This window comes from Bacillus sp. LNXM12-1 (assembly GCF_003004375.1).
Classification (GTDB): domain Bacteria; phylum Bacillota; class Bacilli; order Bacillales; family Bacillaceae; genus Bacillus.
In genome coordinates this window covers 1,067,635-1,092,122 of the sequence record NZ_PVWX01000001.1, presented here as the reverse complement: position 1 = coordinate 1,092,122, position 24,488 = coordinate 1,067,635, and the positions used below count along the sequence as shown (strand labels likewise).

Genomic DNA, 24,488 nt, shown 5'->3' with positions numbered 1-24,488 from the left:
GTTTATTAGGAGGTGCAGAGATGTACGCAATTATCGAAACTGGTGGTAAACAAGTAAAAGTTGAAGAAGGTCAAACTGTTTATGTTGAAAAACTAGCTGCTGAAGCAGGTGAAACAGTAACTTTTGAAAACGTATTGTTTGTCGGCGGAGACACTGTCAAAGTGGGTAACCCTTCAGTTGCTGGAGCAACAGTAACGGCTAAAGTTGAAAAACAAGGTCGCGGTAAGAAAATTACTGTGTTCAAGTACAAACCGAAGAAAAACAACCACAAGAAACAAGGTCATCGTCAACCTTACACTAAAGTTGTTATCGAAAAAATCAACGCTTAAGGCGTGTGAGTGATATGATCAAAGCAACCATTACTCGGTCGGCAGCAGATGAAAGCATTACGTCTTTTCAGATGACTGGACATGCCGAGTTTGCTGAAAAAGGTCAGGATCTCGTTTGTGCAGGTGTATCTGCTGTTGTTTTCGGCTCAGTCAATTCAATTATTGCACTGACAGGAATGGATCCACTGCTCGATATTGGTGAAGAAGGCGGCTATTTCTCTTTTGAATTGCCAGCTGATACAGATCCAGTATCCTTTGAAAAAGCCCAGCTGCTTTTAGAAGGCATGGTCGTTTCCTTAGAGACAATCGAACGAGATTATCACGATTATGTGAGAATATCTACAAAAAAATAGGAGGTGAACTTCATGCTTAGATTAGATCTTCAATTTTTCGCATCTAAAAAAGGGGTAGGTTCTACAAAGAACGGACGTGACTCTGAGTCTAAACGTTTAGGCGCTAAACGTGCTGATGGTCAATTCGTAACTGGTGGTTCTATCCTTTATCGTCAACGTGGAACGAAAATCTATCCAGGTGAAAACGTTGGACGCGGAGGCGACGACACTCTTTTCGCTAAAATCGACGGAACGGTTAAATTCGAACGTTTCGGTCGTGACCGTAAAAAAGTGAGCGTATATCCTGCGGCACAATAATTGCTAAAAACTCCGGTCATTGACTGGAGTTTTTTTCACTTTTTACAAGTAGTATCGAAGATGATAAAAGAAGATGCACTCCATAAATATCAAAGAACGTTTGCTGACTTTGCCTCATTTTCTCCTATAGATCAGAAAAAACAACCTTTCCTCACATAACTAGTGTTTTTCTATGCTGTCTTCTCTGTTATAATTCAGGGAGACATAGTGATGATAAGACTCCTAAAAGAGAGACCAAACGATTGGGAGTGCGATAATGGAAGAGATACCAAGTAAACAAAACGAAAAATTAACTCACGTTGCATTAACAAATGAATTGATCTATCTGCTCAGTCGTTCAAGACACGACTGGATGAATAAATTGCAGCTGATCAAGGGCAACTTGACATTAGAAAAATATGACCGGGTGTTTGAAATTATAGAAGAAATGGTCATTGAAGCACAGCATGAATCCAAACTCTCAAATTTAAAAATTCCCCAATTGGCCTATTACTTTCTAACATTTAATTGGGAGTCGCATTTTATCACCCTAGAATATGAAGTGCTTGGTGAAACCCGAGACTTATCAGCATATGAATCGCAGCTGCTAACGGTATCACAGGAGTTGTTTTCGATATTCGATCAATCAGTTTGCCAAAAAACTGAAAATCATTTAACGGTCACGTTCCAAACAGATCAAGAAGAGAATGATGTGGTCTTATATTTTGATTTCAAAGGAAAATTAACAAGTTTGGATGCGTTAAATGCGTTTCATGACGCAAACTATCCATGTATGAGTGTAGCTCAATTTCATGTGACAAGTCATGAGTCCATGATTGAGCTTTGTTTGAGGCAAGAACGAGATATGTGATGCAGAGAAACGGAGGAAGTTATGTTTGTAGATCAGGTTAAAGTGTATGTTAAAGGCGGTGACGGCGGAAACGGTATGGTGGCGTTCCGTCGTGAAAAATATGTGCCAAAAGGCGGGCCAGCTGGCGGCGACGGCGGAAATGGTGCAGATGTTGTATTTGAAGTAGACGAAGGACTCAGAACGTTGATGGACTTTCGTTATAAGCGCCATTTTAAGGCGGATCGCGGCGAGCATGGAATGAGTAAAAACCAGCATGGCCGAAATGCGGAAGAAATGATTGTCAAAGTTCCGCCCGGTACGGTCGTGACAGATGCAGAGACGGAACAAGTACTCGCTGACTTAACAGAGCATGGACAGCGGGCAGTCATTGCAAAAGGCGGACGAGGCGGACGTGGAAATTCACGTTTCGCAACACCGGCAAACCCTGCACCGCAGCTCTCTGAAAACGGTGAGCCGGGAAAAGAACGTGACGTCATCTTAGAACTAAAAGTACTTGCAGATGTTGGACTTGTTGGTTTCCCAAGTGTCGGGAAGTCGACACTGCTTTCAATTGTCTCTTCTGCGAAACCGAAAATTGCGGATTATCATTTCACAACGCTTGTGCCGAACCTAGGAGTTGTCGAAACAGATGATAACCGAAGCTTCGTCATGGCGGATCTGCCAGGACTGATCGAAGGAGCGCACGAAGGCGTTGGCTTAGGTCATCAATTTTTACGCCACATTGAGCGGACACGGGTTATTGTCCATGTCATTGATATGTCAGCACTTGAAGGGCGTGACCCGTACGAAGATTATGTGACGATTAATGAAGAGCTTGAGCAATACAATATGAGATTGACTGAGCGTCCACAAATCATTGTAGCGAACAAAATGGACATGCCAGAAGCAGCTGACAATCTAGCGGCATTTAAAGAAAAATTAACGGATGACTATAAAGTGTTCCCAATTAGTGCGATCACAAGAGAAGGGCTTCGTGAGCTTTTATTTGAAATCGCCAATCAGCTTGAAACAACACCGGAATTCCCGCTCTATAATGAAGAGGAACTGTCTGATAACCGCGTGATGTACAGGTTTGATGAGGGAGACGCGCCATTTGAGATCACAAGAGATCCTGACGGTACGTTTGTCATAACGGGTAAAGCACTTGAGCGACTGTTTAAGATGACAGATTTCTCAAGAGATGAGTCCGTGAAACGATTCTCTAGACAACTGCGCGGAATGGGTGTCGATGATGCCTTGCGTGAGCGTGGTGCAAAAGACGGCGACATCATTCGTCTGCTTGAATTTGAATTTGAATTTATTGATTGATCAAAAGGAGGGTCCAGTCCATGGGCTCTCCCGTTTTTAAAAGGGGAGAAAACAGGTGAAAGAAGAAACGTTCTATTTAGTAAGAGAGGATGTCCTTCCAGATGCGATGAGAAAAACGCTTGAAGTCAAAAAGCTTCTCGATCGCAAAAAAGCGGATTCAGTTGCCGATGCTGTTCAACAAGCGGATTTAAGCCGCAGTGCTTTTTATAAATACAGAGATGCTGTTTTTCCATTTTATACAATGGTGAAAGAGCAGATCATCACATTGTTTTTCCACCTTGAGGATCGGTCTGGGGCTCTGTCAAGGCTGCTTCAAATTGTGGCGGACTCTGGCTGTAATGTGTTATCCATTCACCAAACGATTCCGCTGCAGGGAAGAGCGAATGTCACCCTATCCATTAGCACGGCTGGTATGGCAGATGATATCAATACAGTCATGAATCAATTAAGAAAACTTGAATTTGTCGAAAAAGTTGAAATTCTAGGTTCTGGGGCGTAAAAGGAGAGATCATAGCAGATGAAGCAATTAACTGTAGGTTATTTTGGACCAGAGGCAACATTTACTCATTTGGCCGTATGCTCTTGCTTTCCAACAGATGCAGTGCAGCGTGCCTATGCAACGATTCCGCAATGTATGGATGCTGTGTCAAAAGGCGAAGTAGATTTGGCGGTCGTTCCACTTGAAAATGCACTCGAAGGATCTGTGAACTTAACGATTGATTATTTAATTCATGAGGAAGCGCTGTCCATTGTTGGTGAAATGACAGCACCGATTCGGCAGCATTTGCTTGTCCACCCATCAAGAGCGGAAAGCTGGGAGACATTAGATGTGATCCAATCACATCCGCACGCGATTGCCCAGTGTCATCAATTTCTGAAAAAGCAGTACCCAGATATTCCGCATCGTCCAGTAGAATCAACAGGTTATGCAGCAAAATATATCAGTGAGCATCCGGATGAGGCTGCTGGGGCCATTGCCAATGAAATTGCCGCACAAACGTATGGTTTAACGATTGCAAAAAAAGACATTCATGATTATCCGCACAATCATACACGCTTTGTTATTTTACATAAAGATCCTAAGGCGTCGTTCCCAATGAATGCTGGGTTCTCATCGAAGCCAAAAACGACCATTGTGGTCAGTCTGCCAAAGGATGATCAATCAGGTGCATTGCATCGCGTGTTATCTGCTTTTTCTTGGCGGAATCTCAACTTGTCAAAAATTGAATCTCGTCCGACAAAAACAGGTCTTGGACACTATTTATTTATTATAGATATAGAAAAAGAAATGGATGATGTCCTTGTCCCTGGCGCGATTCAGGAATTAGAAGCGATTGGCTGTGAGGTCAAACTGCTCGGCAGCTACCAAACATATGAACTAACGAATGAAAAATAGTGTCCCTTGCAGGACACTATTTTTTTAGTCTTTAATTAAAAAACCAGCGTCATCGAGCGCTTGAATGGCTTGGTCAAGCTGCTTTTGACTGTAAGAAGTGAGTGTATGTAAATGCACGCCGTCTGTTAGTTCTGACAAGTAGGAGGCGCCCGTGTTAGAAATGTGATGAACGAAATCAGCTACTTGCTTGCGAGTACTGACGCGAATAGAGGCCGTTAGTTCACCGTAAACAGGGTGCTCTATGATCACATCTTTCACTGTCACACCAAAGTCTACAATCAAGGTCAGTTCCTCTTCTGTGCGAACAGGATCATGCTTGCAGGCGATGATTTGTTCAATTTCTCTTTCTGGCGCATGCTGCGGTGCCATATACACATAGCCTTGACTTGTGGCAATAATGGGTTCGTTTTTTGCTTTTAATAGTGACATATCTTGTACAATGACTTGTCGAGAGACAGCCGCCTTTTTAGCCAAAAAACTTCCGGTGAGCGGTGTATCTGTTTCTTTCAGCCACTCTAAAATGGCGTTTCTTCTCTCTTCGCCAATGAGTTTCCTCTCTTGCTCCACGTCTTATGCTCCTTTCTTCTCCTTTTGCAATTGTTCAAATGTATGCAAAAGCTGATCGATGTCCTCTTTTGATGACTTCGATCCAAATGATAGTCGAATGAATTGAAGGGCATCACGATCTGATATGTGCAATGCCTTCACAGCGGGGGAAGGATGATGATAACCTGAAGCACATGCGCTTCCAGTCGATATACAAATCCCATGCCGGTTACATGCTAACATTACATATTGTCCTTCAAACCCTTCAAAAAAACAACCAATAATATGAGGCAGCATGCGGCGATTGCCATTGTTTTGAAGTGTACGAACAGGAAGTTGTCTCATTTTCAGCTGCTGAAGAAAATAATCACGAAGCAGCTCATTCTGTTGATGCTGCTCATCTAGCTTAAGCATCAATTGTTCGCTCGCAGCAGCAAAAGCACCGATGCATGGAACGTTCACTGTTCCAAGGCGGAAGCCATTTTCCTGAACTGCACCTGAATATAAAGGCTTCCAAGCAACATGTGCGCCCATATAGACAGCACCAGCGCCCTTAGGTGCATACACTTTATGGCTAGAGATGGAAACGGCATCAACCCCAAGCTCCTTGATGGACACACGAATCTTTCCGAATGTTTGCACGGCATCTGTATGAAAAAGTATGTGCCTTTCTTTTAAAAGGGGTGCTAATTCAGCAAGCGGCTGGATAATCCCTGTTTCTGAATTAGCATGCTGAATAGATACTAGTCCTGTTTCAGGCAATAATGCTTCTTTGAGAATGTCCTTAGTGATGATCCCATCTTGATTCGGTTCAATGATTGTGACCTTCACGCCAAGACGCTCTAAGCTACTAACCGCATGATGAACAGAAGGGTGCTCTACAGAAGTTGTGATGACATGCTGCCTGTGTGCTGGCAGACCATTTGCAATCGATTGAATCGCAAGAAGGTTGGATTCTGTTCCGCCGCTTGTAAAGTAGATGCCGTCTGGTTCGCCCTCAAGAATGGCAGCGAATGATTGTCTGCTGTAAGTCAGTATGTCATTTGCTCTTCCACCTGCATCATGAAGACTGCTTGCATTCCCGTAGCAATCTTGACTTAGCTGCTGAAAAACATGCAGTGCTTCCTCTGAAACAGGTGTAGAAGCTGCGTAATCTAAATAAACCAATCCATCCATCTCCTATGAGAAAATTTTTTCTTGTATTTATTGTAGTGTTGTGTAATGATATGTGTCAAGACAGGTGTAAATGATAGGAGGGGCGAAGGTGTCATCAATCAAAAAAGTCATTGTGGTGGGATCAGGCATTGCAGCGCTTTCCTTTGCAAAAACCATTTCAGAAAGCTGCCAAGTTATCATGATGACAAAAAAACAATTTTCCTCTAGTAATTCCATGCTTGCACAAGGAGGAATCGCTGCTGCCTTTTCAGCACAGGATTCAGTTCATCAGCATGTACAAGACACATTAGCTGCCGGCTGTGATCACAATGATGAGAGGGCGGTACAAGAGATCGTAAGTCGTGGAAAGCAATTGGTGGAGCAGCTCGTAGAAGAAGGCTGTCCATTTGATCAGACGGAGACGGGCGAGCCGCAATTAGGTAAAGAGGGGGCACATACGACTCATCGCATTTTGCATGCAGGAGGAGACCAAACAGGCAAAACCCTCGTGCAGTATTTAAAAAGTCAGCTTGGCTCACATATTCATTTATACGAATATCACCATGTCATTGATCTATTGGTCCATGAAGGAACCTGCATAGGGGTGGTGTGGAAAGATGAGAAAGGACACGACGTCCATACCATGACCGCAGATGCAGTTGTTTTATCCACGGGCGGCTGCGGCTCCCTATATGAAACAAACACAAATGACCCTTCTGTAACAGGAGACGGACTGATGATGGCCTATCGAGCCGGGGCACAATTAGCAGATCTTGAATTTGTTCAATTCCACCCCACCCTCTTGACGATCGCTGGAAAAGCAGTCGGTCTCGTTTCAGAGGCAGTCCGGGGAGAGGGAGCCTATTTAGAAGATGAAACAGGCAGGAGGATGATGAAAAGCATTCACCCACAAGCTGATTTAGCGCCTAGAGATGTGGTCGCTAGAGCTATTTTTCATGAGCAGCAATTAGGTCATGATCTGTATCTCAATATCCGCGAGATTCCACATTTTTCAGCTCGTTTTCCAGCAATTAATGCGATGTGTCAGCGGGCAGGTGTCGATATGGCAAGCGGCAGGCTCCCAGTTTCCCCTGGTATGCATTTTTTAATGGGCGGAATCTGCGTGAATGAATATGGAGAAACCACTGTTCCATCTCTTTTTGCTATCGGAGAAGCGGCCTGTACAGGCTTACACGGAGCGAACCGATTAGCGAGTAATTCTCTCTTGGAAGGTCTCGTTTTAGGACACAAAGCGGCACGGAGAATTGAACAGGTACCTAAACAGAAAAAAATAGTCCCATCTTTTTCTATTCAAGAAGTATGGTCCGTCCCAGCGATTTCAGAGGATCAGTTGAGACAATGGATGATGACATATGCCGCAATTGTAAGAGACGAAAAAGGGCTAAAGGCCTTGCTTCAAGTATTACAGCAAGTCCCTTATCAGCAAACGAATGTGAAGAATATCACAAGTGAACAGATCGAATTAAGCAATCAATGGGCATTAGCGATTTGCCTTGTGAAGTCTGCATTACTTCGTACAGAAAGCAGAGGCGGCCATTTTCGAATGGATTATCCAAATCGGAATGATGCTTTGTGGCGGGGCATGCAGATTGTCCATGAAAAAGGCCACATTCATATGATAAAAAATGAAAGGATCGGTGCCAAATGGAACGTTTACAGTTAAAACAAATGATGACTCATTTTTTCACAGAAGATATTGGCTTTGGAGATGTATCAGCTGATGCCATTTTTGGAGAAAAGAAAGGAACAGCATACATCATCGCAAAACAATCGGGTGTATTGGCAGGTTCTCAAGTCATTGACATAGGGTACCGCCTGCTGAATGAACAGATTCAAGCTGAGTTGTTTTTTGAGGAAGGTGATTGGATTCATTCAGGCGCTGTGCTGGCGAAAATAAAGGGGCCGGTCAGCGACTTATTAAAAGGAGAAAGGGTCATTTTGAATGTTTTGCAGCGCATGACAGGTATCGCCACATTAACACATGAAGCGGTGCAGCGATTAGCGGATCCGTCGATTACGATTTGTGATACGAGAAAAACGACTCCCGGCTTGCGCATGTTAGAGAAATACGCTGTGAAGACAGGAGGCGGAAAGAATCATCGCTTCGGCTTATCAGATGGAGTGATGATTAAAGATAATCATATTGCCGCATGCGGCTCTATTCGTGAAGCTGTAGATAAAGCAAGAGCATATGCCGGTCATATGGTGAAAATTGAAGTAGAAATTGAATCAGAAACGCAGCTAATGGAAGCCATTGATGCAAAAGCCGATGTCATCATGTTTGACAACTGCTCTCCAGACGAAGTAAAACGTTTTAAACAAATGACGCCGGAGATAATTCTGACGGAGGCTTCAGGAGGCATCACGTTAGAGACATTGCCAAGTTACAGGGGGACAGGTGTCGACTTTATTTCACTTGGTTTTTTGACACATTCTGCTCCAGCATTTGATTTTAGTATGAATATGGAATTCAGTCATAAAGGGGGAACAACTCATGTCACTGCTTGATGTACTCGCAAATCAACATGCAGCCATGATGCCAGAAGAATATAAACACCGCTCTGTTGATGAGATGAAGCAGCGTGTGTTAGACATTAAACGGGCCTTTGGATCAAAGCTTTTTATACCGGGGCATCATTATCAAAAGGATGAAGTCATCCAATTTGCAGATGCAACAGGCGATTCACTGCAGCTCGCACAAATAGCCGCGGACAATCAGGAGGCTGAGTACATTGTGTTTTGCGGTGTTCACTTCATGGCTGAAACGGCAGATATGCTGTCAAATAAGAATCAAAAGGTCCTATTGCCAGATATGAGAGCAGGCTGTTCAATGGCTGATATGGCGAACATGAAGCAAACGGATATAGCATGGGAGCAGCTCACTGATCTGTTTGGAGATACGATCCTACCGCTCACGTATGTCAACTCAACAGCGGATATTAAAGCATTTGTCGGCAAGCATGGCGGGGCGACTGTTACATCGTCAAACGCTAAAAAAGTGCTGGAGTGGGCGCTCACACAAAAAGAGCGGATTCTGTTTCTCCCTGATCAGCATTTAGGGCGTAATACGGCATTCGATTTAGGCATTTCACTAGAAGAAATGGCTGTCTGGGATCAAATAGAAGAAAAGCTCATCACCGATCAGCCGCTTTCTCGCATCAAGATGATTTTATGGAAAGGCCATTGCTCTGTCCATGAGAAATTTACGGTGCGGAATATTGAAGAAACGAGAAAAAGAGACCGTGACATTCAAATCCTTGTCCATCCAGAATGCACGCATGAAGTCGTCAGGGCTTCTGATCTTGCCGGTTCAACGAAATTTATTATTGATACGATTAAGGAAGCGCCAGCAGGAAGCAAGTGGGCGATTGGAACAGAGATGAATTTAGTCAAGCGGATAATCGATCAGCATCCAGATAAACAAATTGAATCCCTCAATCCGGATATGTGTCCATGTTTGACCATGAATCGGATCGATCTTCCTCATTTGTTATGGTCACTAGAAAGCATTGATAAAGGTGATCCGGTCGGTTTGATTCAGGTCAATGAAGACATTACCAAAGAGGCTTTACTTGCACTGAATAAAATGCTCGCCATTAAATAATAAATCAGCCCCTCCTATCAGAAAACAAGTTTTTATCATATCGGCTTGTAAATAGGCATAAATTTATGGTGAAACATATTGTACTTCTGACATAACCGTTACGTTCACGTTTTGCATAGGAGGGGAAAACGTTGAAAATTCATATTGTGCAAAAAGGAGACTCCCTTTGGAAAATTTCAAAGAAATACGGAGTCGACTTTCAAGAATTGAAAAAACTAAATTCACAACTCAGTAACCCAGATTTGATCATGCCGGGTATGAAGATCAAGATTCCATCTAGTGGTGTTCCTGTAAAAACAGATCATCACAAAGCAAAAGAAATGCCAAAGCCGAAAGAACATCCGTATGTGAAAGAAAAGCCAAAAGATGTCGTGCAAGTTCAAGATACGAAGCCGAAAGAAAAGCCAAATGAACCGGTACCTTATGTACCGCCAGTGCCAAAGATCGAGCATCCAGTTTTTCCACAAGTCGATGTGAACTATTATCAGACCAATCTCTACCAGCCATTCACGCCTCCTCCCAAAAAAGAACATCATGAGAAAAAAGATTACGTTCATGAAAAGAAAGATCATGTTCATGACAAAAAGGATCACAAAGATCATGTTCATCATGAAAACAAGGACTATAAAGATAACAAGGAACATTTTCATCATGAAAATAAGGACCATAAAGATAATAAGGACCATTTTCATCATGAAAATAAGGACCATAAAGATAACAAGGAACATTTTCATCATGAAAATAAGGACCATAAAGATAACAAGGAACATTTTCATCATGAAAATAAGGACCATAAAAATAACAAGGACCATTTTTATGATGAAAATAAAGGCCATCTAAAAGATGAAGTGGCAAAGGGGTATGATCCGTTTATTCATATTCCGCATCAAAAGGAGGAGGGAAAAGATATGGAGCAAAGCAATTACCCAAACCTTCCTAATTTCCCGCAAATGCCGAATGTTGGAGGCGCAGCGGTAGGAGGAATGGCTGAGAATAAAGAGCATCATCACCATCACCAGCATCATGATTCATATGATCCTTATTATGGTTTTGGTCATGGACATTACATGCCGGCAATGTATCCATACCCGCAACAAATGGTGCCAGCATCGCCAATTTTACCAGGTTCAGGTCTTTGTTATCCTGTCCAGCCATATTATCACCATCACATGATGCCATATCCATACCCAGCTCAGCCGTATTATCCTGCGTATCAAGCGCCAGCTTATTACGGGGAACATTATGAACATCATGCACATCATGCAAACGATGGGCATCACTGGCATCACCATATGCACCCAAATGCCAATGCGAACGTGAATCAAGGCTTTTATCCAAACGTTTCAAATGAAGCTTATGGCAAGGAAGACTGCGGATGTGATGATGGCATGAAGCAGCATCAGCCGTGGCCAGGACATTATCCGAATCCTGTTCCTTATGGCCAAATGGGGGGGTATCCAGCTCAGCCTTATATGCAGCCATATCCAGGTCAATCTGTTTTTGCAAGGCCAGAAGAAGACGAAGAAGAGTAATGACAGAAGGAACGATCTCAATCGTTCCTTTCAGCGTGTAGACAAACCCTCGCATTCGTTGTCAGGGCTGTGCTCCGGTGCTCACGAATGTCAAATTCGCTCCGCTCCGGTGCTCGCCCTTCCTAGACTGCAAAGGTTTTCTATCACGCTGAAAAAGAGACAAAGGGCTAAAATAAAGATCATTTTAACAATCTGGAAGGAACGATCTCAATCGTTCCTTTTTTTGTTTATAACTGACAGCTTGATTTTTTCCCAAACTGTACATGCTAAAACAGAGCCTGTTTCGCGCTCATGAGATTGAATTTGTACAGGGGGTTTTTCGTTTGAGACAAAAATGGCAAAAAACGATCGCATTAGTGCTTCTTCCTATTGGGTTAACTGCATGTGGTACAAATGATAATGCAGGTGTAGATACACGTCATAATCAATCAGGTCAGCCAGTCGGATATCATTCGAATAACCGTGCGGCTGACAATAATCAAGATCATCAAGGGCCAGTTTCTGAACTCATGGAGGGGATGAACGGTGGGAACACAACGAATGTTGATTATCGCACCCGTCCTCAAGCCGATGATCGAATGCCTCTCGCAGGTGGAGATGGACGCTACAGTCATGGAGATATGAACTATCATAACCAAATGTCGTTCTCTGGCTACGATAAACAAGAGAACGTCCAGCGTTCAAGAAAAATTGCCAACCGTGTCAATAAAATGAACCACGTTGCAGACTCACAGGTGATGGTGACAGATGAAAATGTGTATATTGCCATTAAATCAGATGGACGTCTGACGTCAGAGGGCGTATCACAAGTTGAAGAAGCAGCGACTCGTTATGCGGATGGAAGAGCTGTCCAAGTCATTAAAGACGAGGGTGCTTTCACACGCTTTAGAGATATGAGAAGAACACAATTTGAAACAGGCCAAACAGGCATGACTCGATAGGTTGGAGAATAAGAAAGGCTAAAGTTCCTCAAGAACTTTAGCCTTTTCTTAAAAATAACCCTTGATGCCTGTATAAAATTCGTAAAAGAAATAACAGCCAAATCCAAGTAATAAAATACCTTTCTTGTTAAGGATACAAGGGGGAGAAGACAGATGTCATGAAGGAGAATCCCTGCCAAAATACCGCCTGAAGCCAGCATAAATTCAGATGAATCTGTTTTTGGATATGCATCTGCCAGTACAGGGGACACCGCAACAAGCAAGCCGTTTCTGTACGTTTTTGCGAATGATTTATTGACTTTTTCGCCAGCTAAATGGATGTCTTGATCCGAATTATTAAGAATACTGCTCCGATCAGCCAGAGCGGGATTTGGACAAATGGCAGTGATAAAAACTGAGCAAATTCAGCATCCATGAAAGAATCCGTTTTTTAATCCCTTTTTGTCATTTCAACCGTGATCGCTCCAACTGGCAGAGGAATTGACAATCCTACGACGATAAATGCGAGAAATGTTTGCAATCGACTAGAACTTCCTTTGGGAAAATTTGTATAAAAATTCTCAGTTTAGATTAACTATACATAATAGGAGAAAAGGATCAATGATTATTTCATATTTTATCGAATGATTGGGAGAGATGATGTATATAAAGGTGCATATCAAGCTTGCTGTATCTCTTTTGTAGTGGAAAGGAACTATTTTCCTAAAACTTCTTTTTTTCATGGCATCTCTATGCTACACTGTTGTGGAAATCAATAAATGTGACTAGGGGTGCCCGCAGTTGGGCTGAGAGAGAAGTGTATGCTTCTTAACCCTTTGGACCTGATCTGGCTCGTACCAGCGTGGGGAAGTTGAAGATGATACATGGGTCATATGAATGACATTCATGTTTATTTCTGTCGACGAAACCAGGTTCTGTTCATAGAGCCTGGTTTTTTTGCTGGTGCTGATTCCATCCTGTCCGGTGACAAGAAGAGAAGGAGAGAACAGCAAATGAAAGAAAAGAAAAATACCCCAACAACTCAATCCTTATTATCAAGCTTTGACGGCAGCCGAAAGGTGTATGAGAAAGGATCAAGACCTGACATTTTAGTGCCAAAAAGGGAGATTGCCCTCTCAAAAACTGTGACACAGGCGGGGAACATTCAAAATGAACCGATTCGTGTGTACGATACGAGTGGACCGTACACCGATGAGAGAGCCCATATTGATGTCACTAAGGGATTAAAACGCCTTAGGGCAGCATGGATCGAAGAAAGAGGGGATACAGAAAGCTATGAAGGGCGCCATGTGAAACCAGAAGATAACGGATATCGTTCTAAGGAAAAAGAGTCCTTTCATCATGTTCATACTGATTTTCATCATGAGCCGCTCCGCGCAAAACAAGGTGCCTGTGTGACGCAAATGCATTATGCAAAAAAAGGTATTGTTACGCCTGAAATGGAGTTTATCGCGTTAAGAGAAGAGCTAAGCCCTGAGTTTGTGAGAGAGGAGGTAGCCAGCGGAAGAGCAGTCATTCCAGCGAATATTAACCATCCTGAAAGTGAACCGATGATTATTGGAAGGCATTTTCACGTCAAAATCAATGCGAATATTGGCAATTCAGCTGTGACATCATCCATTGATGAAGAGGTAGAAAAGATGACATGGGCGATCAGATGGGGTGCAGACACCATGATGGACCTGTCTACAGGAAAGGACATTCATACAACGAGAGAATGGATCATACGGAATTGCCCAGTCCCAGTAGGAACCGTTCCCATTTATCAGGCGCTTGAAAAAGTAAATGGAGTGGCAGAAGATTTGACGTGGGACGTGTACAGAGACACATTAATTGAACAAGCAGAGCAAGGAGTAGACTACTTCACGATTCATGCGGGCGTGAGGTTAAGGTATATTCCGCTGACAGTCGATCGGGTGACCGGAATTGTTTCAAGAGGCGGTGCCATTATGGCAAGGTGGTGTCTTGCCCATCATCAAGAGAATTTCCTCTATACCCACTTCGAAGACATTTGTGAGATTATGAAAACGTATGATATTGCTTTTTCACTTGGAGACGGTCTGAGACCAGGCTCGATTGCTGATGCCAATGATGAGGCGCAGTTTGCAGAGCTTGAAACGTTAGGTGAATTGACAGAGATCGCTTGGAAACATGATGTACAGGTGATGATTGAAGGGCCTGGACATGTTCCGATGGATAAAATCAAAGAGAATGTGGACAAGCAAATGGAGATTTGCAAAGAGGCACCATTTTATACGTTAGGGCCTCTTACAACAGATATTGCCCCGGGATATGATCACATTACATCCGCCATCGGTGCGGCCATGATCGGCTGGTATGGAACAGCGATGCTATGCTATGTGACGCCAAAAGAGCATTTAGGTCTGCCGAACAAAGAAGATGTGAGAGAAGGTGTGATTGCCTATAAAATTGCCGCACATGCCGCTGATCTAGCAAAAGGACATCCTGCTGCTCAAAAGCGCGATGATGCTTTATCGAAAGCGAGGTTTGAATTTAGGTGGCGTGACCAATTCCACCTGTCACTTGATCCAGAAAGAGCTATGGCGTTCCATGATGAAACATTGCCTGCGGAAGGCGCTAAGACTGCCCATTTTTGCTCGATGTGCGGACCGAAGTTTTGCAGTATGAAAATTTCCCATGATATTCGCAATCAATCAGAAGAAGTGAAAAGAGAGATGGAGAAGAAGGCGAAAGAGTTTATCAGCCAAGGAAGTCAAATTTATTCATCCTAAAAAAAGAACCTCGCACATATGTTGTGCGGGGTTTTATCAGATGGCGGAAAAGGCTTTTCTTAAGAGGTGGAAAAATGCTTTTAATGCATACCATCATGTCCAAACTCGGAATGAGGGCATCTGTTAAATGAAAAAAGACGGTTTGTCTTTCGGGAGATGTTCGTTTCTTTTGCCGTTTCATGAAGACAGCCTCCTTTTTAAATAATATACTTCTTTGCAAAGCAGAGGGATAGAGATGTTGTTTGAATTTAAACAAAATTTAAACTTCTTGTGTTTGAAAGGAAAGAAGGAGGGGAAACGTGTTGAATAGAGAATGAATGAAAAGAGCCGATCTATTTGGCCAGCTAACAAGAAAGAGTGGAAGGTGATCTTATGATGAAAGTATTTAAGGTAACATTTCATATGAACAATGGGGAAGTGCTTGATTTCGAGCTAAAACGCCCAGCTACCTATGATGTGTATAAGAAAATTGAAGAAGCCAATCATTGGTTTAAGCTGAATAATGAAATCATTAACTTATTAAATGTGAATAGCATCCACGTAGAAACAGATTAAAACAGAAAGCCGCTCTCTCTGAGCGGCTTTCATTATGCAGAAAAATCATTTCGATTATTAAGCTGACCGCGGGACAGCCAGTTCTTTTTATACAAATAAGCAATCACTTCAAGCCATAGACGCGGTGCTTTTTTAGGGAAAAAAGGTTTTTGATAATAAGCGTAAGCGGCTTTTAAATCATTCCATTGGTGGCATGCTTTTGTTTGTGTGAAACGGGCTACGTCGATGACCCTGACCTGGCCTTCCTTTGTTAAGATCAGATTCCGCAGATGGATATCAGAAGGATTCAATCCTTTCTCGCGTGCTTCTTCTAGCGCATCATCCACTTGTTCAATCATTTGTTTTTTAATAGGAATCCCCTTTGTGAGGCATTCATAGAATGTGTAGCCTTTAATATATTCCATTAAAATATACTGATCCCCAGATTCATAAATCTCAGGGTAGTAAGACGAACCAGAAAGTTTTTCATAAATGGCGGCTTCTTTGCGGGCAATATGGTGATAAGAAGGGAAAAAGACTTTTAGTGCCATTTTCTTGCCGTCTTTTTTGTATGAAAAGACATAGGCACTTCTTCCTTTGCCGCACAGTTCAAGCTCTGCCGGTTTAAAGGCAAGCTTATGAAGACGTTTATCTTCATGATACTGAATCGATTCGGCTAATCTTTTAACATCTGACATTGACTTCACCTTCTTTGGTTTCAGTTTATGCGGCTGAAAAACGAATGATGAAAAAACCGAGTCATTCGATAAAGCAATGGATTGTATAAAACATACCATTTACGAATGAAGGATACAACGAAAGACTCTTCCCATATATTCATTCATCGATTTGGTTAATGTTTAGAAAAATGGGTCAAACTACATATGTCATGCATCGATCTCATGTTCTAAAGAGGTGTAAATAGTGAAAGTGAAGATGAAATGTTTCGTTACAGGACTTATCATGACAAGTGTGCTTTTTTTCGCTGCGGATATGGAAGGAAAAGAACACTTGCAAAAGCAGTCAAACTCTATCACCGTGCAGCTTGAAAAAGTCTATCTAGACGGAGATGTGAGTATTGAAAGACACCGGGCTTCATTAGAAGACAAAGACACATTCTGGGCACAGTATAAAGGCTGGACGCTAGTAGAACAGAGAGAGGATTTTGCGCTTTTTAGAAAGCAAATTGATGATATCTCTCCATTAAGTAAAGCAAATGGATATATCGGATTATCAGAGGACGGTGTGATTTCTACGTTTCATGGAAGGCCTGACGGCTGGGCGGAGCCTATTCATCTCTTTTTTCAAATTGATACGTCCCGTTTAGAAAGTCATGTGGAGGAGCAGCTTGAGCAAGGCATTCCTTTTCGAACAAAGGATGAATTTGAGCATGTGCTTGAAGTCATGAAGCCTTACCGAAATGAAATATCGTTTTAAAGCGTGTAACAGCTTGCTGGTGTGAAGGCCGCAAGCTGTTTTTCGTGGTTTTATCGTAAAAATGCATTGAGCGAACGTATGTTAACTTTTATTGCGGTTTTCTTCTCGATTTATGTTACAATGAAGAACAGTCAAAGAGGTGAAAACGGTGATAGAGTTTGTAAAAGGGACCATTGATTATGTGTGCCCGCAATATGTTGTCATTGAAAACGGCGGAGTGGGATATCAAGTCTATACCCCAAACCCGTTTATCTATCAAGTAAACAAACAAGAAACGATTTATACGTATCATTACATAAAGGAAGACGCTTTTTCGTTATATGGATTTCAAACGCGAGAAGAAAAAGCGCTGTTCACAAAACTGTTAAATGTCACGGGGATTGGGCCGAAGGGGGCTCTAGCGATTCTTGCTTCCGGTGATCCTGGCGCTGTCATTTCAGCGATAGAACGTGAAGATGAAGCGTTCCTGATTAAGTTCCCTGGTGTTGGCAAAAAGACAGCTCGCCAAATCATTCTCGATCTAAAAGGAAAGCTAGCCGATGTCGTACCGGAAATGATTGGCAACCTATTTAATCACGAGGACCATATTCAGGTCGAAACGCAGCAAACGGCATTAGACGAAGCGCTTGAAGCCTTAAATGTTCTTGGATACGGTGATCGTGAAATTAAAAAGGTTCTTCCATTATTAAAAGAAGAAAAGAATCTCACAACCGATCAATATGTGAAAAAAGCTTTACAAAAAATGTTGAAATAGGGTGATGTCTCATGGATGAACGGCTCGTCTCAACTGAAGCAGACAACCATGAATCAGCCATTGAGCAAAGTCTGCGGCCACAGACACTTAGCCAATATATTGGTCAGCAAAAAGTAAAAGATAACCTCAGTGTGTTTATTGAAGCTGCCCGCATGAGGCAGGAAACACTCGATCACGTCCTTTTATATGGACCGCCTGGACTCGGGAAAACAACGCTTGCGTCGATTATCGCCAATGAAATGAATGTTCAGCTGCGTACAACATCTGGACCAGCGATTGAACGTCCTGGCGATTTGGCGGCAATCTTAACTTCTCTTGAGCCAGGTGATGTGTTGTTTATAGATGAAATTCATCGCTTGCAGCGCTCAATTGAGGAAGTGCTTTATCCGGCAATGGAGGATTTTTGTTTAGATATCGTCATTGGCAAAGGAGATACAGCGCGCTCTGTACGGCTTGATTTACCGCCATTTACACTTGTAGGTGCCACGACCCGTGTAGGGCTTTTAACAGCACCGCTTCGTGACAGGTTTGGGGTACATGCAAGATTGGAATACTATGAGCAAAGAGATTTGGCTCACATTGTGGCAAGAACAGCCGAGCTGTTTGAGATTGGGATCGATCTTCGCTCAGCCGAAGAGATCGCAAGACGTTCCCGGGGCACGCCAAGGGTTGCCAATCGTCTGCTCAGAAGAGTAAGAGATTTTGCGCAGGTGCTTGGGAATCATGCGATTACCGAGGACATTGCGGAAGATGCCCTTGAGCGCCTTCAAGTCGACAGGCTTGGTCTGGATCATATAGATCATAAGCTGCTTTTAAGTATGATCGAAAAATTTAGAGGCGGTCCTGTAGGGCTTGATACAATCTCAGCGACAATTGGAGAAGAATCACATACGATTGAAGATGTGTACGAACCGTATTTACTGCAAATTGGTTTCCTGCAAAGAACACCAAGAGGACGGGTCGTCACAAGAGAAGCGTATGAACATTTTCAAATGGAGGTTCCGATTCGTGACTGAATTCCCTAAAATATTGATGATTTTAGGTGGTGTCCTTTTTGCCGCAGGATTAGTATTTCAATTGGTTGGTAAGCTTCCAGGTGATATTTTTGTGAAAAAAGGAAATGTGACGTTCTTTTTTCCTGTGATCACATGCATTGCCATTAGCATTGTGCTAACCATATTACTTAATATCTTTGGACGGATGAAATAACGTTAACTAGTTAACTACAGAATAGGTGAAGGAAATGAAGCTAGAACTATTTGATTTTGATTTACCAGAAAGATTGATTGCACAAGTGCCGCTTGAAAAACGAGATGCATCAAGACTGATGGTCTTAAACAAACAAACGGGTGCGATGACACATGATACATTCTCACAAATCACCGATTATTTTCAAACGGGTGATTGTCTCGTTTTAAACAATACACGCGTTCTGCCGGCACGTTTGTTTGGAATGAAAGAGGATACAGGTGCAAAAGTTGAACTTCTTCTATTAAAACAAGAGGAGGGAGACAACTGGGAAACACTTGTAAAACCAGCCAAACGGGTGAAAAAAGGAACGGTTATCACATTTGGTGATGGACGGCTTCAAGCGGTATGTACAGAAGAGATGGAACATGGCGGAAGAAAAGTTAAGTTTCAGTATACAGGCATTTTTTATGAAGTACTTGAATCCCTCGGTGAGATGCCGCTGCCTCCTTATATTAAAGAGCAGCTTGACGATCGTGAACGCTATCAAACGGTGTATTCAAAAGAGGTTGGCTCCGCTGCTGCTCCAACTGCTGGTCTTCACTTTACAAACGAGCTGCTGGATGCGCTGAAAGCAAAAGGTGTGCATATAGCTTTCATTACACTGCACGTGGGGCTTGGTACTTTTCGTCCGGTCAGTGCAGAACGTATTGAAGAACACGAAATGCACGCAGAGTTTTACGAAATGAATGAAGAAACAGCTGAAGAGCTCAATCGCGTTCGCAAGGAAGGCGGACGGATTATTTCAGTTGGGACAACGTCAACGAGAACGCTCGAAACCATTGCAAGTGCGCATGACGGCGAATTCAAAGCGTCAAGCGGCTGGACGTCAATCTTTATTTACCCAGGCTATACATTCAAGGCCATTGATGGCATGATCACGAATTTCCATCTGCCAAAATCCTCGTTAATCATGCTTGTCAGCGCATTAGCTGGACGAGAGCATGTACTAAAAGCGTACAATGAGGCTGTAAAAGAGGAATACCGATTCTTCAGCTTTGGCGATGCCATGCTGATTCAATAACATCATACAACAAAGACAGGAGGGCTCATTTTTGTCGCAATTACCGATACGTTATGAGTTCATTAAAACATGCAAACAAACAGGTGCACGACTAGGACGCGTTCATACACCGCACGGCTCCTTTGAAACACCTGTATTTATGCCGGTAGGTACACTGGCTACAGTCAAAACGATGGCACCTGAAGAACTAAAGGCAATGGATGCAGGCATCATCTTAAGCAATACGTACCACCTATGGCTCCGTCCGGGTCATGACATTGTGAAAGAAGCAGGCGGGCTGCACAAATTTATGAACTGGGATCGAGCGATTCTGACCGATTCAGGCGGATTCCAAGTATTCTCTTTGAGTGAATTTAGAAAAATTGAAGAAGAAGGCGTCCACTTCCGTAATCACTTAAACGGAGACAAGCTGTTCCTTTCTCCTGAAAAGGCCATGGACATCCAAAATGCGCTTGGCTCTGATATTATGATGGCATTTGATGAATGTCCGCCATATCCAGCAGAGTACGACTACATGAAACGTTCTGTGGAGCGGACAAGCAGATGGGCAGAGCGCTGTCTAGAAGCGCACCAGCGTCCAGAGGATCAAGGGCTGTTTGGAATTGTCCAAGGCGGAGAATACGAAGAGCTTCGTAAACAAAGTGCAAAAGATCTGGTTTCACTTGATTTCCCAGGCTACGCCATCGGAGGCTTATCTGTTGGTGAACCAAAAGATGTGATGAACCGTGTACTGGAGTTCACAACGCCATTGTTACCGGCAGACAAGCCAAGGTACTTAATGGGTGTCGGCTCACCAGATTCCTTAATTGACGGTGCCATTCGCGGTGTAGATATGTTTGACTGCGTATTGCCGACGCGAATTGCAAGAAACGGCACCTTGATGACAAGCGAAGGACGTCTTGTTGTGAAAAATGCAAAATATGAACGTGATTTCAGACCAATCGATGAAAATTGTGACTGCTACACATGTAAAAACTACACACGCGCCTATATTAGACATTTAATCCGAACAAATGAAACGTTCGGAATTCGATTAACAACTTATCATAATCTTCATTTTCTGTTAAAATTAATGGAGCAAGTGAGAGAAGCTATCCGTGAGGATCGTTTAGGTGATTTTAAAGAAGAGTTTTTTGAACGTTATGGCTTTAACGAACCGAATGCGAAAAACTTTTAACGCATAAACGAAAGGCTTTATAATGCTTTAGAAAGGGGTGAAATAGAATGGATGGTGGTATGGGTTCAATCATTATGATTGTTGTCATGTTTGCTGTGCTTTACTTCTTGTTAATCCGTCCACAGCAAAAGCAACAAAAAGCTGTGCGTCAGATGCAGCAATCTTTATCAAAAGGCGATAAAATCGTCACAATCGGTGGTTTACACGGTGAAATCGACTACATTGATGAATCAAAAGTGGTCATCAAAACTAGCGAGAACAACCGTTTAACTTTCGATCGACGTGCTATTAGAGAATTAGCTGACAAAGGTTAATCCTCCGATACATAGCCATAAAAAAAGAGCGATATGATCCGCTCTTTTTTTATTTGCCTCGAAGATTGACGCCAATCATTCCGCCCAGCATACAAATCCCTAGAAATGCCCCATGATAGATAAACTGCTCTGGTGAAAAGGTTTCTCCAAACCCTAAATATTGAAATAAGAATACAGTGAGAGAAAAGATCATAGAAGTGATCGCGCCAATGAGCCAGCCGCGCTCCTTTGCTTTTCCTCCAGAAATGATCCCTCCTAATAAAAGTGCCACAAAGGACAAAATCATAATCATCCATTTAAACGATGATTCCTGCATACTTGTGAAGGTAAGCATGAGCGATACAAGTAAACTTGTGACAATCATCACGATAAAAATGGCCATTAAGCCGGATAAAATCCCTTTTCCGATTTGTTTCGTTTCCTGCATGTGATTCGTCTCCTCTCCAATTGACCGAAGCTTGTCTTTTACTAAAATGTATTCACCATGAAGAAAAAATAGACATGTTTCTCACGATAAAAACAGAGGCTTTCTTTTCTACATAAATAAAGTGTTTTGACACAAGCTATGGTGGAGAAGGAGGTTTACATCACATGCAGGACATCTTGATTATCTCCATGAGAACAATCATTTTATATTTTCTTGTTTGGTTTATTTTTCGGTTAATGGGCAAGAGAGAAATTGGCGAATTGAGTATTTTAGATCTTGTCATTTTTATGATGATCGCAGAAATTGCAGTTCTCGCCATAGAAGAAGTCGAAGATCACATGTTACATACGGTATGGCCGATCCTGCTGTTAACCTTCATTCAAATCACACTCGCCTACCTCTCATTGAAATTCCAAGGTGTCCGGCGCTTTCTAGACGGCAAACCGGCCCTGCTCATCATCAATGGGAAAATCGACGAGGGGGCGATGAGAAAACAGCGATACAATTTTGATGACCTGCTTATTCAATTAAGAGAAAACAACATCGATAGCATTCAGGATGTCTCTTACGCCATTTTAGAGCCATCCGGAAAGCTTGCGGTCGTTGAAAAAGAAAACAAGCACACACACGGAGCGCTTGAGCTGCCACTTATTGCAGATGGTGTTGTACAGCACGATCATCTGAAGCAAATTAATCAAAATGAACAGTGGCTGAAAGATGAGCTTGCCAAAAGGGGCTATCATGAAATTGATCAGATTTCCTACTGCAGCTTTAATCAAAAGACATTTTATATTGATTTGAAAGATGAAGTGATCAAGAAGAGATGAGCTAAAGCAGTTTCCCAATGAATGGGAGGCGGCGAAGCTCTTCACGCTTCACTAGCCCTAGACAGATTAATAGAATGACATATAGCATACACGTAACAAAGATCAGCATCACAAGCTCAATAGGGGCAGAAAAGAGCCCGTTTACTTGAGACTTCAGCCAAAGGCTGACAGCCCCGGTGCCGATGATCACAAGAACGCATATCCCATATTCCTTCATTGGTAAATGAATAGGCAGTACTTTACCGACAGTTGCCGCATGAAGCAGCGTGACAAGGACGATGCCGATTAATATCGCGAGTGCTGCCCCCATAATGCCAAAGCCCGGCTGTGAAGCAAGGACAAAAATCATCCCTGTTTTCACAACAGCACCTATCAGACTATTCGTCATCGCCGCGCCAGCTAAATTGAGTGCTTGCAGGACAGCTTGAAGCGGCCCTTGAAAATAATATAATAGAAAAAATGGGGCCATGAATTTCACATAGATAGCCGCATGCGATGAACCATACATAAAGAGCGTTAAATCTTCTGCATAAACGAAAAGAATAATACAGGAAATGCCTCCGCTGAGTAGACAAAGACGCATCGCCTGCTTCAGGCGGTATTCGACCGTTTTGCGTTTGTTCTGCTCCATTCCTTCACTGATCGCCGGGACCAATGCAGTGGATAGAGAGTACGTAATAAAGCTAGGCAGTGTCAAAAGGGTCAGCGCAAGACCAGTCAACTCCCCATACTGCCTTGTCGCTTCTACAGCCGCATATCCAGCAATAGCAAGACTTTGCGCGACAACTATCGGCTCTAAAAACCACGAAATATTCCCGATGAAACGGCTGCCTGTTGTTGGCAGGGCAATACTCATCAGCTGCTTAAACGTGTCCTTACCGTCATGAATCGCCTTAAAAAATCGTTTTCGAATACGAATGGTCTTTTTATAACGAAAGGCAATCAGTAAATATGCAAGTGAAATCATCTCTCCAATGACAGATGAAATCATCGCACCAGCTGCCGCGTATTCAATCCCATAAGGAAGGAAAGCTGTTGTACATACTGCCACTAGAGAAATTCTTGCGACCTGTTCCAGTACTTGAGATATGGCAAGCGGGCTCATTTGCTGTCTGCCTTGAAAATATCCTCTCAGCACACTGGAAATGGCGATGACTGGGACAACGGGCGTAATAGCAAGAAGTGGATAGACCGTTCTAGGATCTGTCAGCATATTTTCTGCCATGATGGGTGCAAACCATAAAAAGAGCGGCGTGAATATCAGGCTGAGTGTCCCTGTTATCGCAAGGGACATGACTAGAATACGTTTAGTTTTCTGTTTGTCACCCCGGGCTTCTGCTTCTGCGACAAGCTTGCTAATAGCGACAGGCAGTCCAAATTGTGTCAGCGTCACAGCGAGAAAAAAGGTAGGGGCAGCCATCATATAAAGCCCGACTCCTTCTTCGCCAATGAACCTTGCAATCACAATCCGATTGACAAAACCCAATATTCTCGTGATAAAACCTGCTAAAATTAAAATAATCGTGCCCTTTAAAAACGTTTGCTTCGTCAAATCAAAGATCACCTGCCTTCTCAAACGACATAGAATCATATACAATAAGATATGCGTGTATATCGTCCAAGCATGACAAGTCTCTCGATAAAAACTGAAAAGGGGGAGC

General features: G+C 42.8%; 27 protein-coding genes, 1 pseudogene, 1 riboswitch and 1 other annotated feature (1 of these 30 running past the window's edge). Of the genes and pseudogenes, 22 read left to right on the top strand and 6 right to left on the bottom strand.

What is annotated here, in order from left to right:
• Nucleotides 1-8, top strand: a sequence feature (ribosomal protein L21 leader region); it begins 65 nt to the left of the window's first position.
• 12 nt (nucleotides 9-20) lie between these two features.
• The 7 genes from rplU to pheA all read left to right on the top strand — a co-directional run bounded on the left by rplU (nucleotide 21) and on the right by pheA (nucleotide 4,533).
• Nucleotides 21-329, top strand: coding sequence for a 50S ribosomal protein L21 (gene rplU, locus C6Y07_RS05740; RefSeq protein WP_003216781.1), 309 nt, complete (start codon nucleotides 21-23; stop codon nucleotides 327-329).
• Between the two features lie 14 nt (nucleotides 330-343).
• A complete protein-coding gene (locus C6Y07_RS05735) occupies nucleotides 344-682 on the top strand; it encodes a ribosomal-processing cysteine protease Prp (RefSeq protein ID WP_034661634.1) in 339 nt (112 codons plus the stop codon).
• A 12-nt stretch (nucleotides 683-694) separates the two neighbouring features.
• Nucleotides 695-979, top strand: coding sequence for a 50S ribosomal protein L27 (gene rpmA / locus C6Y07_RS05730; RefSeq protein ID WP_003216586.1), 285 nt, complete (start codon nucleotides 695-697; stop codon nucleotides 977-979).
• Between the two features lie 256 nt (nucleotides 980-1,235).
• Nucleotides 1,236-1,829: a sporulation initiation phosphotransferase B gene (locus tag C6Y07_RS05725; RefSeq protein ID WP_034661629.1), complete on the top strand. Its 594-nt coding sequence runs from the start codon at nucleotides 1,236-1,238 to the stop codon at nucleotides 1,827-1,829.
• A 21-nt stretch (nucleotides 1,830-1,850) separates the two neighbouring features.
• Complete coding sequence (gene obgE, locus C6Y07_RS05720; protein ID WP_034661626.1) at nucleotides 1,851-3,137, top strand: GTPase ObgE; 1,287 nt, start codon at nucleotides 1,851-1,853, stop codon at nucleotides 3,135-3,137.
• 55 nt (nucleotides 3,138-3,192) lie between these two features.
• Entirely contained in the window at nucleotides 3,193-3,636 is a 444-nt protein-coding gene (locus C6Y07_RS05715; protein WP_003216269.1) for an ACT domain-containing protein, read from the top strand.
• 18 nt (nucleotides 3,637-3,654) lie between these two features.
• The gene (pheA, locus tag C6Y07_RS05710) at nucleotides 3,655-4,533 is read left to right on the top strand and encodes a prephenate dehydratase (RefSeq protein WP_060596885.1); all 879 of its coding nucleotides are present in this window, start codon (nucleotides 3,655-3,657) and stop codon (nucleotides 4,531-4,533) included.
• Between the two features lie 24 nt (nucleotides 4,534-4,557).
• On the opposite strand, the gene C6Y07_RS05705 is transcribed toward pheA, so the two are convergent.
• Both C6Y07_RS05705 and C6Y07_RS05700 read right to left on the bottom strand, forming a co-directional pair.
• The gene (locus C6Y07_RS05705) at nucleotides 4,558-5,100 is read right to left on the bottom strand and encodes a transcription repressor NadR (protein ID WP_060596884.1); all 543 of its coding nucleotides are present in this window, start codon (nucleotides 5,098-5,100) and stop codon (nucleotides 4,558-4,560) included.
• Between the two features lie 3 nt (nucleotides 5,101-5,103).
• Nucleotides 5,104-6,246, bottom strand: a complete 1,143-nt coding sequence (locus C6Y07_RS05700) for an IscS subfamily cysteine desulfurase (RefSeq protein ID WP_066030595.1) — start codon at nucleotides 6,244-6,246, stop codon at nucleotides 5,104-5,106.
• A 97-nt stretch (nucleotides 6,247-6,343) separates the two neighbouring features.
• Between C6Y07_RS05700 and nadB the strand changes: the two genes are divergently transcribed.
• The 5 genes from nadB (at nucleotide 6,344) to C6Y07_RS05675 (ending at nucleotide 12,332) form a co-directional block, all read left to right on the top strand.
• Complete coding sequence (gene nadB, locus C6Y07_RS05695) at nucleotides 6,344-7,918, top strand: L-aspartate oxidase (protein ID WP_106156335.1); 1,575 nt, start codon at nucleotides 6,344-6,346, stop codon at nucleotides 7,916-7,918.
• On the top strand, nucleotides 7,900-8,763 hold the full coding sequence (gene nadC / locus C6Y07_RS05690; RefSeq protein WP_106048524.1) for a carboxylating nicotinate-nucleotide diphosphorylase: 864 nt from the start codon (nucleotides 7,900-7,902) through the stop codon (nucleotides 8,761-8,763). The genes nadB and nadC overlap by 19 nt, the downstream gene beginning before the upstream one ends.
• Nucleotides 8,750-9,859 (top strand): quinolinate synthase NadA, encoded by a 1,110-nt coding sequence (gene nadA, locus C6Y07_RS05685; RefSeq protein ID WP_106048525.1) that lies wholly within the window; start codon nucleotides 8,750-8,752, stop codon nucleotides 9,857-9,859. The genes nadC and nadA overlap by 14 nt, the downstream gene beginning before the upstream one ends.
• Nucleotides 9,860-9,990: 131 nt before the next feature.
• Nucleotides 9,991-11,391 carry a SafA/ExsA family spore coat assembly protein gene (gene safA, locus C6Y07_RS05680; RefSeq protein WP_106156334.1) on the top strand — a complete coding sequence of 467 codons (1,401 nt, stop codon included), beginning with the start codon at nucleotides 9,991-9,993 and terminating at the stop codon, nucleotides 11,389-11,391.
• A 323-nt stretch (nucleotides 11,392-11,714) separates the two neighbouring features.
• Nucleotides 11,715-12,332 (top strand): YhcN/YlaJ family sporulation lipoprotein, encoded by a 618-nt coding sequence (locus C6Y07_RS05675; protein ID WP_060596878.1) that lies wholly within the window; start codon nucleotides 11,715-11,717, stop codon nucleotides 12,330-12,332.
• A gap of 48 nt (nucleotides 12,333-12,380) precedes the next feature.
• Here C6Y07_RS05675 and C6Y07_RS05670 read toward each other — a convergent pair.
• Nucleotides 12,381-12,852, bottom strand: a pseudogene (locus C6Y07_RS05670) (lysine transporter LysE).
• A 236-nt stretch (nucleotides 12,853-13,088) separates the two neighbouring features.
• Nucleotides 13,089-13,197: riboswitch (TPP riboswitch) on the top strand.
• Nucleotides 13,198-13,324: 127 nt separating this feature from the next.
• Between C6Y07_RS05670 and thiC the strand changes: the two are divergent.
• Nucleotides 13,325-15,085, top strand: coding sequence for a phosphomethylpyrimidine synthase ThiC (thiC, locus tag C6Y07_RS05665; protein WP_034661590.1), 1,761 nt, complete (start codon nucleotides 13,325-13,327; stop codon nucleotides 15,083-15,085).
• A 372-nt stretch (nucleotides 15,086-15,457) separates the two neighbouring features.
• Nucleotides 15,458-15,640: a hypothetical protein gene (locus C6Y07_RS05660; protein ID WP_003216799.1), complete on the top strand. Its 183-nt coding sequence runs from the start codon at nucleotides 15,458-15,460 to the stop codon at nucleotides 15,638-15,640.
• A 32-nt stretch (nucleotides 15,641-15,672) separates the two neighbouring features.
• Here C6Y07_RS05660 and C6Y07_RS05655 read toward each other — a convergent pair whose 3' ends face one another.
• Nucleotides 15,673-16,317 (bottom strand): serine/threonine protein kinase, encoded by a 645-nt coding sequence (locus tag C6Y07_RS05655; RefSeq protein ID WP_060596876.1) that lies wholly within the window; start codon nucleotides 16,315-16,317, stop codon nucleotides 15,673-15,675.
• Nucleotides 16,318-16,555: 238 nt separating this feature from the next.
• Between C6Y07_RS05655 and C6Y07_RS05650 the strand changes: the two genes are divergently transcribed.
• From C6Y07_RS05650 to yajC, 7 genes are all read left to right on the top strand, one after another.
• The gene (locus tag C6Y07_RS05650; protein ID WP_181185478.1) at nucleotides 16,556-17,056 is read left to right on the top strand and encodes an intercompartmental signaling factor BofC; all 501 of its coding nucleotides are present in this window, start codon (nucleotides 16,556-16,558) and stop codon (nucleotides 17,054-17,056) included.
• A gap of 148 nt (nucleotides 17,057-17,204) precedes the next feature.
• Nucleotides 17,205-17,810, top strand: coding sequence for a Holliday junction branch migration protein RuvA (ruvA, locus tag C6Y07_RS05645; RefSeq protein ID WP_034321303.1), 606 nt, complete (start codon nucleotides 17,205-17,207; stop codon nucleotides 17,808-17,810).
• Between the two features lie 11 nt (nucleotides 17,811-17,821).
• Complete coding sequence (gene ruvB, locus C6Y07_RS05640; protein WP_060596875.1) at nucleotides 17,822-18,826, top strand: Holliday junction branch migration DNA helicase RuvB; 1,005 nt, start codon at nucleotides 17,822-17,824, stop codon at nucleotides 18,824-18,826.
• Nucleotides 18,819-19,019: a DUF2905 domain-containing protein gene (locus C6Y07_RS05635; protein WP_034661574.1), complete on the top strand. Its 201-nt coding sequence runs from the start codon at nucleotides 18,819-18,821 to the stop codon at nucleotides 19,017-19,019. The genes ruvB and C6Y07_RS05635 overlap by 8 nt, the downstream gene beginning before the upstream one ends.
• 34 nt (nucleotides 19,020-19,053) lie before the next feature.
• Nucleotides 19,054-20,082, top strand: coding sequence for a tRNA preQ1(34) S-adenosylmethionine ribosyltransferase-isomerase QueA (queA, locus tag C6Y07_RS05630; protein WP_034661572.1), 1,029 nt, complete (start codon nucleotides 19,054-19,056; stop codon nucleotides 20,080-20,082).
• Nucleotides 20,083-20,113: 31 nt separating this feature from the next.
• On the top strand, nucleotides 20,114-21,259 hold the full coding sequence (gene tgt, locus C6Y07_RS05625) for a tRNA guanosine(34) transglycosylase Tgt (protein WP_060596874.1): 1,146 nt from the start codon (nucleotides 20,114-20,116) through the stop codon (nucleotides 21,257-21,259).
• 47 nt (nucleotides 21,260-21,306) lie between these two features.
• Entirely contained in the window at nucleotides 21,307-21,573 is a 267-nt protein-coding gene (yajC, locus tag C6Y07_RS05620) for a preprotein translocase subunit YajC (RefSeq protein ID WP_003216659.1), read from the top strand.
• Between the two features lie 49 nt (nucleotides 21,574-21,622).
• Here yajC and C6Y07_RS05615 read toward each other — a convergent pair whose 3' ends face one another.
• Nucleotides 21,623-22,000, bottom strand: a complete 378-nt coding sequence (locus tag C6Y07_RS05615) for a TIGR04086 family membrane protein (RefSeq protein WP_034661565.1) — start codon at nucleotides 21,998-22,000, stop codon at nucleotides 21,623-21,625.
• A 164-nt stretch (nucleotides 22,001-22,164) separates the two neighbouring features.
• Here C6Y07_RS05615 and C6Y07_RS05610 point away from each other — a divergent pair, with 164 nt between their 5' ends.
• Nucleotides 22,165-22,827 (top strand): DUF421 domain-containing protein, encoded by a 663-nt coding sequence (locus tag C6Y07_RS05610; protein WP_060596873.1) that lies wholly within the window; start codon nucleotides 22,165-22,167, stop codon nucleotides 22,825-22,827.
• A gap of 1 nt (nucleotide 22,828) precedes the next feature.
• On the opposite strand, the gene spoVB is transcribed toward C6Y07_RS05610, so the two are convergent.
• Nucleotides 22,829-24,379, bottom strand: a complete 1,551-nt coding sequence (spoVB, locus tag C6Y07_RS05605) for a stage V sporulation protein B (protein ID WP_060596872.1) — start codon at nucleotides 24,377-24,379, stop codon at nucleotides 22,829-22,831.
• Nucleotides 24,380-24,488 lie beyond the last annotated feature (109 nt).

Coding starts and splice junctions, on each gene's coding strand:
- rplU (WP_003216781.1), top strand. CDS start 21: ATGTACGCAATTATCGAAACTGGTGGTAAACAAGTAAAAGTTGAAGAA.
- C6Y07_RS05735 (WP_034661634.1), top strand. CDS start 344: ATGATCAAAGCAACCATTACTCGGTCGGCAGCAGATGAAAGCATTACG.
- rpmA (WP_003216586.1), top strand. CDS start 695: ATGCTTAGATTAGATCTTCAATTTTTCGCATCTAAAAAAGGGGTAGGT.
- C6Y07_RS05725 (WP_034661629.1), top strand. CDS start 1,236: ATGGAAGAGATACCAAGTAAACAAAACGAAAAATTAACTCACGTTGCA.
- obgE (WP_034661626.1), top strand. CDS start 1,851: ATGTTTGTAGATCAGGTTAAAGTGTATGTTAAAGGCGGTGACGGCGGA.
- pheA (WP_060596885.1), top strand. CDS start 3,655: ATGAAGCAATTAACTGTAGGTTATTTTGGACCAGAGGCAACATTTACT.
- nadC (WP_106048524.1), top strand. CDS start 7,900: ATGGAACGTTTACAGTTAAAACAAATGATGACTCATTTTTTCACAGAA.
- nadA (WP_106048525.1), top strand. CDS start 8,750: ATGTCACTGCTTGATGTACTCGCAAATCAACATGCAGCCATGATGCCA.
- thiC (WP_034661590.1), top strand. CDS start 13,325: ATGAAAGAAAAGAAAAATACCCCAACAACTCAATCCTTATTATCAAGC.
- C6Y07_RS05660 (WP_003216799.1), top strand. CDS start 15,458: ATGATGAAAGTATTTAAGGTAACATTTCATATGAACAATGGGGAAGTG.
- C6Y07_RS05655 (WP_060596876.1), bottom strand. CDS start 16,317: ATGTCAGATGTTAAAAGATTAGCCGAATCGATTCAGTATCATGAAGAT.
- C6Y07_RS05650 (WP_181185478.1), top strand. CDS start 16,556: ATGAAATGTTTCGTTACAGGACTTATCATGACAAGTGTGCTTTTTTTC.
- ruvB (WP_060596875.1), top strand. CDS start 17,822: ATGGATGAACGGCTCGTCTCAACTGAAGCAGACAACCATGAATCAGCC.
- queA (WP_034661572.1), top strand. CDS start 19,054: ATGAAGCTAGAACTATTTGATTTTGATTTACCAGAAAGATTGATTGCA.
- yajC (WP_003216659.1), top strand. CDS start 21,307: ATGGATGGTGGTATGGGTTCAATCATTATGATTGTTGTCATGTTTGCT.
- C6Y07_RS05615 (WP_034661565.1), bottom strand. CDS start 22,000: ATGCAGGAAACGAAACAAATCGGAAAAGGGATTTTATCCGGCTTAATG.
- C6Y07_RS05610 (WP_060596873.1), top strand. CDS start 22,165: ATGCAGGACATCTTGATTATCTCCATGAGAACAATCATTTTATATTTT.